This window comes from Nocardia aurantiaca, from assembly GCF_009708175.1.
Classification (GTDB): Bacteria; Actinomycetota; Actinomycetes; order Mycobacteriales; family Mycobacteriaceae; genus Nocardia; species Nocardia aurantiaca.
On record NZ_WMBB01000008.1, the window covers coordinates 134740 to 148062 of the forward strand.

At 68.4% G+C, this 13323-nt stretch carries 15 protein-coding genes; 4 read left to right on the forward strand and 11 right to left on the reverse strand.

The window, feature by feature from the left end; genetic code table 11:
* Nucleotides 1-87: 87 nt before the first annotated feature.
* Nucleotides 88-702, reverse strand: coding sequence for a YqgE/AlgH family protein (locus tag GLP40_RS18400; protein WP_328290340.1), 615 nt, complete (start codon nucleotides 700-702; stop codon nucleotides 88-90).
* A gap of 276 nt (nucleotides 703-978) precedes the next feature.
* On the opposite strand from GLP40_RS18400, the gene GLP40_RS18405 reads away from it, so the two are divergent.
* Nucleotides 979-1740, forward strand: coding sequence for a lysophospholipid acyltransferase family protein (locus tag GLP40_RS18405; protein ID WP_154789174.1), 762 nt, complete (start codon nucleotides 979-981; stop codon nucleotides 1738-1740).
* A gap of 25 nt (nucleotides 1741-1765) precedes the next feature.
* Here the strand turns inward: GLP40_RS18405 and GLP40_RS18410 are convergent, their stop codons facing one another.
* Nucleotides 1766-2089, reverse strand: a complete 324-nt coding sequence (locus GLP40_RS18410; RefSeq protein ID WP_154789175.1) for a GNAT family N-acetyltransferase — start codon at nucleotides 2087-2089, stop codon at nucleotides 1766-1768.
* Nucleotides 2090-2187: 98 nt separating this feature from the next.
* On the opposite strand from GLP40_RS18410, the gene GLP40_RS18415 reads away from it, so the two are divergent.
* Nucleotides 2188-3303, forward strand: coding sequence for a glycerate kinase (locus GLP40_RS18415; protein WP_154789176.1), 1116 nt, complete (start codon nucleotides 2188-2190; stop codon nucleotides 3301-3303).
* Nucleotides 3304-3358: 55 nt separating this feature from the next.
* Here the strand turns inward: GLP40_RS18415 and GLP40_RS18420 are convergent, their stop codons facing one another.
* Complete coding sequence (locus GLP40_RS18420) at nucleotides 3359-3715, reverse strand: winged helix-turn-helix transcriptional regulator (RefSeq protein WP_230329688.1); 357 nt, start codon at nucleotides 3713-3715, stop codon at nucleotides 3359-3361.
* Between the two features lie 138 nt (nucleotides 3716-3853).
* Between GLP40_RS18420 and GLP40_RS18425 the strand changes: the two genes are divergently transcribed.
* Complete coding sequence (locus tag GLP40_RS18425; RefSeq protein WP_154789177.1) at nucleotides 3854-4747, forward strand: NAD(P)-dependent oxidoreductase; 894 nt, start codon at nucleotides 3854-3856, stop codon at nucleotides 4745-4747.
* A gap of 25 nt (nucleotides 4748-4772) precedes the next feature.
* Here GLP40_RS18425 and GLP40_RS18430 read toward each other — a convergent pair whose 3' ends face one another.
* The 5 genes from GLP40_RS18430 to GLP40_RS18450 all read right to left on the reverse strand — a co-directional run bounded on the left by GLP40_RS18430 (nucleotide 4773) and on the right by GLP40_RS18450 (nucleotide 8093).
* Complete coding sequence (locus tag GLP40_RS18430) at nucleotides 4773-5012, reverse strand: helix-turn-helix transcriptional regulator (RefSeq protein ID WP_456094001.1); 240 nt, start codon at nucleotides 5010-5012, stop codon at nucleotides 4773-4775.
* Nucleotides 5002-5853 carry an ABC transporter permease gene (locus tag GLP40_RS18435; protein WP_154789178.1) on the reverse strand — a complete coding sequence of 284 codons (852 nt, stop codon included), beginning with the start codon at nucleotides 5851-5853 and terminating at the stop codon, nucleotides 5002-5004. The genes GLP40_RS18430 and GLP40_RS18435 overlap by 11 nt, the downstream gene beginning before the upstream one ends.
* Nucleotides 5850-6779, reverse strand: coding sequence for an ABC transporter ATP-binding protein (locus tag GLP40_RS18440; protein ID WP_154789179.1), 930 nt, complete (start codon nucleotides 6777-6779; stop codon nucleotides 5850-5852). Before GLP40_RS18440 ends, GLP40_RS18435 begins: the two co-directional genes overlap by 4 nt.
* A 170-nt stretch (nucleotides 6780-6949) precedes the next feature.
* Nucleotides 6950-7387, reverse strand: a complete 438-nt coding sequence (aroQ, locus tag GLP40_RS18445) for a type II 3-dehydroquinate dehydratase (RefSeq protein ID WP_154789180.1) — start codon at nucleotides 7385-7387, stop codon at nucleotides 6950-6952.
* Between the two features lie 100 nt (nucleotides 7388-7487).
* Nucleotides 7488-8093: a hypothetical protein gene (locus GLP40_RS18450; RefSeq protein ID WP_154789367.1), complete on the reverse strand. Its 606-nt coding sequence runs from the start codon at nucleotides 8091-8093 to the stop codon at nucleotides 7488-7490.
* A 338-nt stretch (nucleotides 8094-8431) separates the two neighbouring features.
* Here GLP40_RS18450 and GLP40_RS18455 point away from each other — a divergent pair, with 338 nt between their 5' ends.
* Nucleotides 8432-10108: an NTF2-like N-terminal transpeptidase domain-containing protein gene (locus tag GLP40_RS18455; RefSeq protein WP_230329689.1), complete on the forward strand. Its 1677-nt coding sequence runs from the start codon at nucleotides 8432-8434 to the stop codon at nucleotides 10106-10108.
* 3 nt (nucleotides 10109-10111) lie between these two features.
* On the opposite strand, the gene GLP40_RS18460 is transcribed toward GLP40_RS18455, so the two are convergent.
* From GLP40_RS18460 to GLP40_RS18470, 3 genes are all read right to left on the reverse strand, one after another.
* Nucleotides 10112-10489: a DUF3054 domain-containing protein gene (locus GLP40_RS18460; RefSeq protein WP_328290341.1), complete on the reverse strand. Its 378-nt coding sequence runs from the start codon at nucleotides 10487-10489 to the stop codon at nucleotides 10112-10114.
* Nucleotides 10490-10578: 89 nt separating this feature from the next.
* Nucleotides 10579-11724 carry a lysylphosphatidylglycerol synthase transmembrane domain-containing protein gene (locus tag GLP40_RS18465; RefSeq protein ID WP_328290342.1) on the reverse strand — a complete coding sequence of 382 codons (1146 nt, stop codon included), beginning with the start codon at nucleotides 11722-11724 and terminating at the stop codon, nucleotides 10579-10581.
* A gap of 4 nt (nucleotides 11725-11728) precedes the next feature.
* A complete protein-coding gene (locus GLP40_RS18470) occupies nucleotides 11729-13246 on the reverse strand; it encodes an adenylate/guanylate cyclase domain-containing protein (RefSeq protein WP_196054728.1) in 1518 nt (505 codons plus the stop codon).
* Nucleotides 13247-13323: the final 77 nt, after the last annotated feature.

Sequence of the window (13323 nt, forward strand, 5' to 3'; positions counted from 1 at the left end):
TCCGGTGCGCGACCGGTGTGGCATTCCGCTGTCGGCAAGAGGGGCGGGGCGGCGGGCTAGCGTGTGTGCCATACCGCATCCACGATCCTAGTTGCGTTCTAGTTCGATCGGGTGTGTGGCCAGCAGGGACAGCGGTAGAGGCTGGCGGCGTAGGACGTGGGCCCAGAGGTCGACGCGGCCCGCCAGCAGATCGGTGGGCAGGGCCGACAGCACGATCCAATCGCCGCGGTCCAGTTCGCCTTCCAGTTGCCCGAAGGTCCAGCCGGCGTAGCCCGCGAAGACCCGGATGCCTTCCACCAGACCCTCGATGCGGTCCGGGTCGGAATCCAGGTCCACCAGGGCCACGCGGCCGTCCACCCGGCGCACGCCGGACAGACCGGCAATGGACGCGCCCACCTTGACGGTGGCCAGGCACAGCGCCGCATCGCGTTTCACGGGGCCACCGATGTAGAGGGCGCGCGGGCCCGCGGCGAGTTCGGACCAGTTGGGGAGCACGTCGTGCAGGGCGGTGTCGCTGGGCCTGTTGAGCACGACGCCCCAGGTGCCGCCGTCATTGTGTTCGAGAATGTAGACCACCGAGCGCCGGAAGGACGGCTCGACGAGATCGGCCGCGGACACCAGCAGGGTCCCTGGTCGAACTACCTGGTCCTCATGCCGGAATTCGCGTCGAGAACGGTCACCGTGTTCCTCTGCGCGTGCCACTCAGCCATCATCGCACTGCGACAGAGTAATTGCTGCGCTAAATTGCCCTCCGCATCGCTCCGGGCGGGTTCGCGGCCCGAGGCATCGATTCTCCGCTCCGGTTCTTCGGGGCGCAGTTCCATGGAGCCGTTCGCTCTCCGCTCCGAGGCGCGGGTCTATCGAGCCGCCGTCCGGAATCGCGCGCTCCGCCTGCCCGCGCTCGGCCGCGAACCTTCGGGCGGCTGTCCTATCGGGCGCGTGATTACGGAAATCGGGCGCGTGATTAGGGTGATCGGTATGGAACGCCCCGAGGTTGTCCTCGAGAACGCAGACACCGTCTACGACTTTTACCGTGACCACCAGCAGAACCTGTGGAAGGCGCGTGCGGCCTACTGGCTGCTGGGGCGTCGCTACCGGCCCCGCGTGACCTATGCGGACGGGGCGCGGGAGAAGTTGCGGGAGCTCATCTCCCAACGGCGGCCGCTGCTCATCGCGGTGAACCACCTCTCCCAGCTGGACCCGTACACCGTCGCCGCCGCGGCCTGGCGCAGCGCGCTGCGGCCGGTCATCGGGCGCACCCGGGTGCTGGCCAAGGACGAACTGTTCATCGAGACCGCGCTGCGCGAACGCATCGACATGATGGGCGGGATCCCGGTCTTCCGAGGCAAGGACCACGGCATGCGCGCGGTGAACGCGGCCGGGCAGCGCATGATCGACATCTGTGCCGAGCGCATGGCGCGCGGTGACGGGGTGGCGGTCTTCCCGGAGGGCACCTGCAATGACGTGGACCCCACCCAGGTGCAGACGATCGGAACCGGTATCGGGCACATCGCCTTCCGCGCCAAGAAGCTCGGGGCGGAACCGGTGCTGGTGAGTCTCGGACTGAGCTACGGCCCGCGTCTGGATCCGGCGGTGGAACCGACCAAGGAGGAAGCGCGCTCGGCCAGCTTCCACTTCGGCGTGCCGGTGGCGGCGCTGCCCACCAAACCCGCCGAGATCACGCGGGTGGTGCGCGATGAACTGCAGGTCGCGCTGGACGGTGCGGTCAAGGCGTACTGAGCGGTCGAGGCGTACCGCGCCGCGATCACTGCTGGGGCAGGCCGAGTCTCTGCCTGGACCATTGCGGCACCAAAGCCAGGTAGTCGGGCCGGGATTCGACGAAGTGGTGCACCATCGGGCACAGCGGCAGGATGCCGAAGCCCTCGTCGTGGGTCTGGTCCAGCGCGCCCTGCACGATCTTGCGCCCGAACCCCTGGCCCTCGAACTGCGGGTAGATCTCGGTGTGCACGAAGGCCCGCTCCTGGGCGGTGTCCTGATAGGCCGCGACCCCGGCGAGATATCCGTCGACGTACAACTCGAACCGATCCAGTGCGGCGTTCTTGCGGACCTCGATCGACTCACTCGACATGGCTCCGACGTTAGTTGCCCTGTGACGGCTATTTATCCGTTTGGCGCAACGGTGGCGCCGGACGTGGCGCTTCCCACATCGGCGATCACACTGTATGGATGACGAACCCACGGCCGCGCCGGGTTTTGCTGGCCCCGGACAAGTTCAAGGGCTCACTGAGCGCCGCCCAGGTGGCAGCCGCGCTCGCGGCGGGGATCTCCCGGGCCGCGCCCGGGACCGCGATACGGTGCACGCCCGTGGCGGACGGCGGGGACGGCACTGTCGACGCCTTCGTGGCGGCGGGCTGGGAGCGCGTCGAGGTGGACAGCTACGGGCCCACCCTCGCACCGGTGACCGCCTCATACGCGGTGCGCGGGCGGGTGGCCGTGGTCGAGCTGGCGGCGGTCAGCGGGATCGCGAAACTGCCGGGCGGGCAGCCCGATCCACTGCACGCCAGCACCTACGGAGTGGGTGACGTGATCGGTGACGCGCTCGACCGCGGGGCCCGCGAAATCGTGCTCGGGCTGGGCGGGAGCGCCTCCACCGATGGCGGGGCGGGCCTGCTGCAGGCGCTCGGGCTGCGCATTCTCGATGCGGACGGGAACGAATTGCCCTGCGGCGGTGCGGCACTCGCTCGGGCGGTGCGGGTGGACCGCGAGGATCTGCATCCCGGACTGGCCGACGCGACCGTGACGCTCGCCAGCGATGTGGACAACCCGCTGCTCGGATCCACGGGCGCGGCGGCCATCTACGCGCCGCAGAAGGGCGCGGACCCCGACCAGGTGGCCACTCTCGAAGCGGCACTGAAGAATTGGGCCGCGGTGCTCGGCCCGGAATTTGCGGACAAGCCGGGTGCGGGCGCGGCGGGCGGCACCGGATTCGGGGCGCTCGCGGCGCTGGGAGCGCAGATGCGCTCGGGCATCGACCTCGTTCTCGACCTGATCGACTTCCGCGCCCAGCTGGCGGACGCGGACCTGGTCATCACCGGCGAGGGCTCGCTCGACGAGCAGAGCCTGTCCGGCAAGGCCCCGATCGGCGTCTGTCAGGCGGCGCGGGCGGCGGGCGTACCGGTGCTCGCGGTCGCGGGCCGCGTCCTGCTCACCCCGGACCAGGTGCGGGCCGCCGGATTCGCCGGCGCCCATGCCCTGTCCGAATTGGAGCCCGACCCTGTTCGCAGCATGGCGACCGCCGCCGCGCTGCTGGAAAGGATCGGTGAGCGGATCATCGAGTCCTGAGCGGCCGGGCGGAGTTTCGCCGTCATCCCGGCGGGCTTTCGGCCGGGATCCATGCTCAGGTCGTCGGGGTGAGCGCGCGGCCGGCAATCCGGTTCCGGTTGCGGTCACCCCACTCCTCCAGGGGCCGCAGCGCCGCACTGAGCTCCCAGCCCAGGTCGGTGAGCGAATACTCCACGCGCGGCGGCACTTCCGGGAAGATCTCGCGGTGCACGATGCCGCTGGCCACCATCTGCCGCAGGTTCTCGGCGAGCACCTTCTCGCTCACGCCGGTCAGCAGCCGTCGGATCTGCCCGAAGCGCTGCGGTCCCCCCGCCAGCACCCACATCAGGTGCATCTTCCATTTGCCGCCGACCGCCTCGATGGCCACGGTCATGCCGCACACCTCGTGATCCGCGTCACCGCCGATTGCCATCGCGGCCTCCTGACCAGATTTCGAACCTTCAGGTAAGCAACCGCACGCGCAGGTGCGGTCTTCCCGAGGCTACCGATCCCGGCCACCATCGATTCCGGCGCGCCGCTCCCAGCCACCTGGAATCGAAGGGCACACACCATGTCTGAAATACGCTCCGCCTCCCCGCACCTCCGATCCGTCTCGGTCATCGGCCTCGGCCCGATGGGGCGCGCCATGGTCAAGGCGTTCCTGACCGCCGGGGTCGAGGTGACCGTGTGGAACCGCAGCCCCGAGAAGGCCGCCGCCATGGCCGAGCTCGGCGCGAAGAAGGCCGCCACGGTCGCCGAGGCCGTCGACGCCAATGAGGTGATCGTCGTGAGCCTCACCCACTACGCCGCCATGTACGACGTGCTCGAGCCGGTCACCGACCATCTGCCGGGCAAGATCATCGCCAATCTGTCGTCCGACTCCCCGCAGCGCACCCGCGCGGGTGCGAGCTGGGTGCGATCCCATGGCGCACAGTTCCTTTCGGGCGGCTGCATGACCGTTTCCGACGATATCGAGCACCCGGCCTCGTACATCTTCTACAGCGGGCCCCGCCCGACCTTCGACGCCTGCGCCGAGCTACTGCGTCCGCTCAGCCCGCAGGAGTACCTGGGCGCGGACGACGGGCTGGCCCAGGTCTACTATCAGGCCCTGCTCACCGTCTTCCATCCGTGGATGCTCGCCGTGGACCAGGCGTTCGCGCTGATCGCCAACTCCGGCAACGAGATAGACCACTTCCTGCCGTACGCGCTGCGCGCACAGGCTCCCTATGCGGACTTCATGACGGGCTTCGCCGCGACGGCGAAGACGGGCGGCTGGGGAGACCTGGCCAACCTTCGCATGATGGACGCCGGAGCCCGGCACGTCATCGAGGCCAGCGAGGACGCCGGGGTGGACGCCACGCTGATTCATGCCGCACAGGCGTTGTGGCGCAAGGCCATCGACGCCTCGGTAGCCGCCGGGCACCCGGTGCCGATCCATCGGGTCCTGCGCGGTGACGTGGTGTGAGCCATCTGCCTGAACGGGTTGCCGTTCACGCGGTTTCGGAACCGATGCGCGGAAAGGGCTTGGTGGAGAAGATGACCTCCACCGGCACCTCGAAATACTGGGCCAGCCGTAGCGCCAGATGCAGGCTCGGGCTGTATTCGCCGCGCTCCAGGTATCCGACGGTCTGGTAGTGCACGCCCAGCGCTTCGGCCAGCTCCCGTCGCGAGATGCCGCGCTCGGCGCGCAGCATGGCGATCCGGTTGTAGATGACCTCGCTAGTAGGCACGCGCCATGGCCCTCTCGCGGCGGGCCGCCACCGCGGCCCCGGATTCGCGGCGGGCCATGCGGCGCAACACCATCGGCGCGATCAGCAGGCCGGCCACCGCCCAGGTGCCCAGCACCGCCATGGTCTCCAGGTGCCGCCACGAGTGCGTCAGCTCCACCACCGCCGCGCTGTCGGGTAGCATGGCCGAACGCATCCCCAGGCCCATCCAGTAGATGGGGAATACCTGCGCGACCGCCTGCAGCCAGCCCGGCAGGCCGGTGATGGGGTAGAAGATTCCGGATATCGCCACCAGACCCATGATGGGGAACGATACGAAGCCGATGCTGCGCGGGCTGTCGAACGCCGACCCGATGATCGCGCCCAGCGGCAGGCAAGCCAGCAGGCCCAGCATCAGAACGCCGATCAGGGTGGCCCAGGCGCCGACGCTGTCCAGGCTCACCCCGCCGATGGCGATCAGCCCGAACCCGAGGATCAGCGTCACCTGCACCACGGTCACCCCGGAGACCGCGGAGATCTTGCCGATCAGGTAGCCCAGCATGCCGTGGGGAGTCGCCTTGGCGCGCAACAGGGTTCCGTCCTCGCGGTCCATGGCCAGGCCCTGGGCCACGCCGAACATGCCGGTGAACGCCACCAGCATGCCGAGCACGCTGGGCAGGGCCAGGGCTCCCAGGCCGACGCCGGTGCCCTGGAAGCTGCCGTGGCGCATGAAGTACACCGCGACCATGGTGGCCACCGGCCAGAAGAACTGGGAGAAGATGTCCATCCCATTGGTGAGGGTCTGGACCAGCTCGATGCGTCCGCGCCGGAAACCGGCCCGGACGGCGACGGTCGTCGGATTCATCGGACTACCTCTTCCAGGCTGCGCAGTTCGGTGTCGCCCTGGCCGGATTCGAAGCGCTGCACCAGGGTCATATAGGTGTCCTCGAGCGAGGCGCGGCGTACCTCCAGCTCCTCGACGGACTCGCCGAACTGCTGGAACAACTCGTAGACGAACTTGGTGGACTCGGTGGTGGTGTGCACGAAGCGTTGCCCGTCATGGGTCCACTTCACCTCGGCCTCACCGGCGATGCGGCGGGAGAGCTGATCGGCGGAGCCATCGGCGATGATGCGCCCGCCGGCCAGGATGAGGATGCGGTCGGCCAGCTTCTCGGCCTCGTCCAGGTCATGGGTGGTGAGCAGGATGGTGGTGTGGTCGTCGTCGGCGAGTCGGTGCACCAGATCGTGGAATTCGCGGCGGGCCTGCGGATCGAAGCCCGCGGTCGGCTCGTCCAGGAACAGCAGCTCCGGGCGGCCGACAATGCCGATGGCAACGTCCAGGCGGCGGCGCTGACCGCCGGAGAGCGTCATCGCCTTGGCGTCGGTGTGCTCGGTGAGGCCCACGGCGGCGATGAGTTCATCTGTGTTCCAAGGCCGTTGGATGGCCGAGGTGGAGTAGGGCGCGTAGAACATGCCCAGGTAGTCCAGTAGCTCCCGCACCCGCCACTTGCCGTGATCGCGCCAGGACTGCAGCACCACGCCCAGCCGCGCCCGCCACGCCTCGTCCCCGTGCGCCGGGTCCACGCCGAGCACCTCCACCCGGCCCGCCGAGCGCATACGGAAGCCCTCGAGGATCTCGATGGTGGTGGTCTTGCCCGCGCCGTTCGGGCCGAGCAGCGCGAGCACCTCGCCGCGGTGGGCTTGGAAGCTGACGTCGTGCAGGACATCGCGGGTGCCGTAGCGCATCCGCAGGTTTTCGACGTCGAGTACGACGCCCTCACCGACCGACATGTCATCCCTCCGTAGTAGAAGCCGGATTGGATGTAGCATATCTACTACATTTTGGCGCGGACAAGCTATTTCTCGAGGCACGAAAAAGGGCCCGGCTCTCGATGAGCCGGGCCCTTCTGCGGACTTCGGAGTGAAGGCCGGGGCCGGAGCAAGCGCCGTGAAGCGGCCCCTCAGCGGGTGCAGAGGAATTCGACGGCGGCCGCGTACCCCTGGATCCCCATGCCCGCGATCACCGCGGTGGCGATGGGCGAGACGAAGGAGTGGTGCCGGAACTCCTCGCGGGCGTGCACATTGCTGATGTGCACCTCCACGATCGGCACCTCCGGAATCACCAGCGCGTCGCGCAGCGCCACCGAGGTGTGGGTGAGCCCGCCCGGATTGATCACGATGCCGGACTCCGTCCCGCGCGCGGCGTGGATCCGGTCGATCAGCGCCCCTTCGTGATTGGACTGGAACGCCGTGATCTCCCGATCGAAGCGCGCCGCCGTCTTGCGGCACAGCTCCACCACATCGTCGAGGGTGTCGGCGCCGTACACCTCGGGCTGGCGGGTGCCCAGCATATTCAGGTTCGGGCCGTTGAGCACCAGGATCGGACCGGAAGCAGCCATGCGCCCACTGTATTGGATTGTGCCCGCCGCATGGGACGACGCCGGCGCGATCCGGATGGCTCGGGTTCCAGCCCCTCCGCGGACCCGAGCCGGCGCGGGTCTACAGCCCGCGCGGCCCCTCGGAACGCAGGTCGTCGACTTTGCGCATGGCCGAACGCAATTCCTCGAGCCACTCCTCGGCGTGCTTGCCGGCCAGCTTGACCGTCCAGGCGAGCGCGTCCGAGCGGGAGCGGGCGACACCGGCGTCGACCAGGGTGTCGAGCACCTTGCGCTCGGGCTGGCGCAGCCGGGTCATGACCGGAACGGCCAGGTGGGTGAACATGATTCGCTCGCCGTCGACGAGCACACCCCAGGCCACATTGCGGCCGTAGCGGGCCTGGGCCTCCTGGGCGATCTGCATGCGGGCGGGGCGGGTGGTCTCCCGGAAGCGGGCGATGAGGCCCTCGCGCGTGGCCTGTGGGACGCCGGCGGGAGCCGCGTCCTCGTCGGAGGAGTCGGCCGCGGCGGCGGGTTCGGCTGGGGGCAGGGGGAGTTCGCCGAGGACGACGATCTCGTCGCGATCGACCTCGAGGGTCGCGGGACCGGTGAACCAGTCAGCTGGCAATCTTCCAGCGAACCAGTCGGGAGCGTCCGAGGCGTCGGGGAGGTCGGCCTGCTGCCAGCCGCCGGTGCGCCCGAAACCGTGTCCACGATGTCCGTGTCTCATGTTGCTCACGCTCACTCACTGCATGGGGTTGTAATACTGATTACAACGTTACGTCTTTTCCAGGTGGATGGATTCCGCTTTGGGAGAACGAAGTCGGCGAGCGTCGCCGCGGGAGTCCCGCAGGCCTGTCACCAGTGAGAACCGACCGGTCTGCCGAGTCTCGAGTACGCCAGGGGCTGTAACCGACCAGTGATCATGTAAGTGGTCACTGCTGACCGATTTCGGCACTATGGTGATGCTCAGTACAAGCACGCCTGGCGGGATGGTGGAACTGCGGGCATTCGGCGCGCGGTACCGTGGACCTGTTGCTGATGTGGCCAGAGTGAAGAGTGGGCGATATGGATGTGTGGGGATCCCGCCGCTTCCGGGTACGGGGTGCGATCGCACTCGCGGGTGTGGCAGCCATCGCGATCGCGATGGGGTCGTGTGGTTTTCGGGAGCGATCGACGGGTGCGGAGGCGGTGGTCGAACGGTTCACCACGCTGATCGACAAGAAGGACTATGACGGGGCGTCGCGGCTGACCTCCTACCCGGCGGGTGCTTCGGCAACGCTGAAGCAAGTTTTCGAGGGGCTCGATCCGGGCAAGCCCGATTACCACGTGACCCAGTACATCGGACTGGACGGTACGACCGGACTCTTCTCCATGACCGGTGCCTGGAACTTCGGCGACAAGCGGAACTGGAAGTACGACCTGCAGGGCACCGTGCGCAAACTCAGTGTGGGCTGGCGCATCTCGTGGGATCCGGCGCTGGTCATGCCGCAGCTGGACGCCAAGCGCAGCGCCAAGCTGGTCCGCACCTTCGCCACCCCCTCGCCCAAGGTGAACGACATCGTCGGCCAGCCGCTCATGACCGAGCAGACCATCAATGTGGTCAAGCTGGACCCGGCCAAGATCGCCGACCCGGTCGCCTCCACCAACGCGCTGGCCGCCGCCATCGCGCCGGTGGCCCCGCTCATCGACGGACCGGCACTCATGCAACAGCTCTCGGCATCGCAGGGCAAACCCATCGTGGCTGTCAACCTGCGCGACGGCGACTTCAGCATCCTCGAGCCGCGCATGGCGCCCATCCCCGGCGTAGTGCTGGAGAAGCAGCCCAAACTCATCTCCGCGGACCGGCGGGTCTGGTCGCCCATGCTCGACGCGCTCACCAAGGTGTGGCAGGACAATCGCGACGCCCACTCCGGCTGGGGCGTGCAATTGTTCGAGCCCGACGGCGCTTTCGTCACCCAGCTGGCCGGGGAACAGGGCCCGCCCGGACCCGACATTCCGGCGACCATGGACCAGCATCTGCAGCGCGCCGCCGAGGACGCCGTGGTGAGCACCGGCTCGCCCACCTCCATCGTGGCCATCCAGCCCTCCAGCGGGGCTCTGGTCGCGGCGGCGCAGAACACTCAGGCCAGCGAGCTCGGCAATATCGCCTTCACCGGTCTGTACCCGGTCGGCGGCATGATCGAGCTGTTCAAGAATGTCGCCGCAGTGACCAAACACAAAGCGCCGCAGGATGTCTCGGTGGGCGATGCCGCGGACGCGGCGAGCCTGCTCGGCATCGGCATCGACTTCAAGGTGCCCGGCCTGGACGAGACCACCGGCCGGCTGCCCACCGGCAAGAACGCCGCGGAGAACGTGGGCCGCGGCAATGCCGCCGATTCGCTGCTGGCCAGCCCCTGGGGCATGGCCATCGCGGCGGCCGCCATCGCCAACGGCCGGGTACCCAAGCCCATGATCACCATCGGCCAGCCGGCCACCACCGAGGCCGACCTGGCCGCGCTGCCCGGCGAGGCCACCGATCGGCTGCGGGCCATGCTCCACGACGGGGTGGGAGCGCCGGAGATGGCCAGCCTCAACAGGTATCGCGACGTGCAGGCTTTCGGCGCCACCACCGGCAACAACGGCTGGCTCGTCGCCACCATGGGTGATCTGGCCTTCGCCATCCACATCGACGATCCGGACAGCGGCGACCTCACCGCGCGGGTGGCGGCGCGGCTGCTCCAGTCGCTGGCCTCACCCGACTAGCGGTCAGCGCAGCACCTGCACGGCCGCGCGCCAGCCCACCACGAACAGAGCCAGGAAGCTCGCCGCCACCAGCACGAAGCTGAAGGCGATGCCCTGGCCCGACACCACGCGCAGCAGCATGCCGCCGACCAGTGTGCTCAGCCACACGATCACGCCGGTCGGCCACACCGCGCGGCCGTCGAAACGCTGTGCCGCGCTCGCCCCTTCCCGGCCGGCCGCCACCGCCAGCGAGATCACCCAACCCAGCAGCAGTCCGGCGCCGAACGGCCAGAAGGTGCGCAGCAGGCCCGCGCCGATCGACTCGTCGTGGCTGCGCCGCCCGATCGCACAGAAGACCACCACTAACGCGACATCTACGACGAAGGGCACGAATTTCTTCACGCGGCACAGGGTATCGGGCGGTCGGAGACCACCTGTGCAGGGACACTCCACCCTGGTCGGTCACGGTGTGGCCGGGCGGTCGCGGCGAGTCAGGCGGAAGGGGAGTCCGGATCGGCCGGGGGATTCGGACGGCGCCGGTCGGTGACCAACGAGTTGCCGCGCTCCTCGAACTCCTTCTCCAGCTCGGCGTCGTCGGCCTGCGGCTTGCGGTACAGGAACAGGAAGACGATCCAGCCGACGATCGCCACCAGGATGAAGCTGATCAGGCGGTAGAGGAATGCCGCCGCCACGGCCTGCGCGGCGGGCAGTCCGGCCGCCGCGGTCAGCGAGTAGATGAGGGTCGCGTCCACGTAGACGATGCCGCCCGGCGCCAGAGGAATGGTGCCCACGGCCTTTCCTGCCGCGAAGGCCAGCATGAGCCCGGCCCAGTGCGGATCCGCGCCCACCGCGTAGCAGGCGAAGCCCAGGCAGGCGACATCGGCGAGCCGGTGCACGAGCGCCCACGCGACCACCCACGCGCCATCACGTTTGCCCAGGTCCACCGATTCCAGCTGGGTCAGGATCTCGGCGACCTTGTCCATGCCGGCGTCGGCGGGCTTGTGCCGAATCCGGTTGACCAGGTGCAGGATTCGCTGTGCCAGCGCCTGCACCCCACCGGGGTGGCGGGAGACGTAGTTGAAGGTCCAGATCAGCAGGGCGATGGTGCCCAGCGTCATGATCACCTTGCCGGGGCCGACCTTGTCCCCGGCCAGCACCGCTCCGAACAGGCCCGTCAGCGTCAGCCCGGCCGCGGCCACCACGCCCGACATGACCAGCTGCCAGGACGCCACGATCGGGCTCGCGCCCCAGCGCCGGGTCTGGCGGTAGGTGAAGGCGGCCGAGAACACCTGGCCCGCGGGCAGGGTCAGCGACATGCCGGTGGAGCCGTACACCACCGACACGGATTTGCGCTGGCTCACCTCGACACCGCCGGCGTGCAGCAGCTGCTTCTGGATGCGACCGAAGCCGCTCATGGAGAACGCCGCCATCACGACGCAGGCGGCTACCCATCCCCAATGGATTTCGGTGAGGTTCTTCCAGGATTCGTGCAGGCGTGGATACAGATATACGCCTTCGGAAATCAACAGTCCCGCCAGTGCGGCGCCGAGAACCCATTTGGCCCACCAGAACCTGCCACGGTGCGAGTTATCCGCGGGCGGCGCAGGTTCGCCGGCCAGCTCACCATGGGCCGTCACGCCGTCAGCCTAACGAACTCGCCGCCGCCTCGTCTGCGGCAGCCGGTTCGGTGCTTTCCCGCGGCCACGCCAGCCGGGTTTTCCGGCGGCGTCCGCGCAGTTGCACCTCTTCGCCGGTCTGCCAATGCCGCTGTTCGTTGTCGTCGGCGAAAAACAGCGCGCTCGACGAGGTCAGGACCCGTTCCGGGCGGTCCTTGGCGAGTTCGGTGAGGCGTGACGCCTCGTTCACCGGATCGCCGATCACGGTGTATTCGAATCGATTTGCCCCACCGATGTTTCCGGCGACCGCCAGTCCGGCCGAGACGCCGATGCCGATATCCAGCCCGGCCACCTCGCGCAGGGCTTCGCGCAGCTCACGTGCGGCGGCGAGGGCCGCCGTGGGCGCGTCCGGACGGTCCAGCGGTGCGCCGAAGATGGCCAGCGCGGCATCGCCCATGAATTTGTTGATCAGTCCGTGGTGACGGTCGATGACATCCACGACAACCCGGAAGAACTCGTTGAGCAGGCTGACCACTTCGGTCGGCGGGCGTTCGGCGGCGGTGGCGGTCGAACCGACCATATCCACGAACAGCACGGCCACGAACCGGGTTTCACCACCGAGTTCGGTGCCGTACTCGAGCGCGCGCCGCGCCACGTCCTCCCCGACGTGCTGGCCGAACAATTCCTGCAGTTCCCGGCGTTTGGCGGCCTCACCCATCATTCGGTTGAAGCCGACCTGCAGCAGCCCGATTTCCGAACCGTCGAAAACTTCCACCTGCACGTCCCGCGCGCCCTCCTGCACCCGGTCGATGGCCTGGCTGAGCTGACGGATCGGATCGGAAATGGAGGAGCCGGTGAGCATGGAAAGCGCCAGCGCCTGCATGATCACCACGCCGCACAACAACAGAATCGAGACCGCGAGCGACTGCGCGGAAAATTGGACGCGAGAAGAAATCTGGGTGACGCACAGGAGCACGATGGCGATGGTCGGCGCGAATGTGCCCATGCCCCAGGTCATGGCCATCCGGGTGCCGACGCCCGGCGTCAGGGTGTGGTCGAAGGCCCCCGTGGTGAGGGCCTCGGCCGCGACCGGACGCAGAATTCGTTCTCCCAGCATGTAGGTGAAGCCGAAAACGATGGTGGCGGCCATACATTCGGTGACGATCACCGCCGCCGCCAGTTCCGGGGTCCGCACGATGATGACCGATGCCAGCACGCCACCGCCGATCAGCCACAGCACCAGATGCACGATGGCCTGCCGCAACGGTGCGTGCAACGCAGCCATCTGCTCCTGCCGCGACGGCGGCCCGCCCCGCATCTGCCACCGCATGACCGGCCGCAGCATGAGCGCCGACGCGGTGACGCTCAGGAGTCCGCCGATCACGAACACCAGGCCCGGAATCAGCAGCCCGGTCTGCCGGGTCGCGCTGGTCCCGCCCTCCGGAACCGGCAGTCCGTACTGAATGAAAGCCCACACCAGGACAGCGCCGAACGCGTTGGCCGCGAGCATTGACGCCAAGTACAGCGGCCAGCGGGTATGCATGGTCTGTTTGACCGCTTCCAAGGGCGCTGACACGATCACCAATCTAGCTGTGCCCGATCGGCCTCCGCTTCGCCGCG

Coding starts and splice junctions, on each gene's coding strand:
- GLP40_RS18405 (WP_154789174.1), top strand. CDS start 979: ATGGAACGCCCCGAGGTTGTCCTCGAGAACGCAGACACCGTCTACGAC.
- GLP40_RS18410 (WP_154789175.1), bottom strand. CDS start 2,089: ATGTCGAGTGAGTCGATCGAGGTCCGCAAGAACGCCGCACTGGATCGG.
- GLP40_RS18415 (WP_154789176.1), top strand. CDS start 2,188: ATGACGAACCCACGGCCGCGCCGGGTTTTGCTGGCCCCGGACAAGTTC.
- GLP40_RS18420 (WP_230329688.1), bottom strand. CDS start 3,715: ATGGCAATCGGCGGTGACGCGGATCACGAGGTGTGCGGCATGACCGTG.
- GLP40_RS18425 (WP_154789177.1), top strand. CDS start 3,854: ATGTCTGAAATACGCTCCGCCTCCCCGCACCTCCGATCCGTCTCGGTC.
- GLP40_RS18435 (WP_154789178.1), bottom strand. CDS start 5,853: ATGAATCCGACGACCGTCGCCGTCCGGGCCGGTTTCCGGCGCGGACGC.
- GLP40_RS18440 (WP_154789179.1), bottom strand. CDS start 6,779: ATGTCGGTCGGTGAGGGCGTCGTACTCGACGTCGAAAACCTGCGGATG.
- aroQ (WP_154789180.1), bottom strand. CDS start 7,387: ATGGCTGCTTCCGGTCCGATCCTGGTGCTCAACGGCCCGAACCTGAAT.
- GLP40_RS18450 (WP_154789367.1), bottom strand. CDS start 8,093: ATGAGACACGGACATCGTGGACACGGTTTCGGGCGCACCGGCGGCTGG.
- GLP40_RS18455 (WP_230329689.1), top strand. CDS start 8,432: ATGGATGTGTGGGGATCCCGCCGCTTCCGGGTACGGGGTGCGATCGCA.
- GLP40_RS18470 (WP_196054728.1), bottom strand. CDS start 13,246: ATGCATACCCGCTGGCCGCTGTACTTGGCGTCAATGCTCGCGGCCAAC.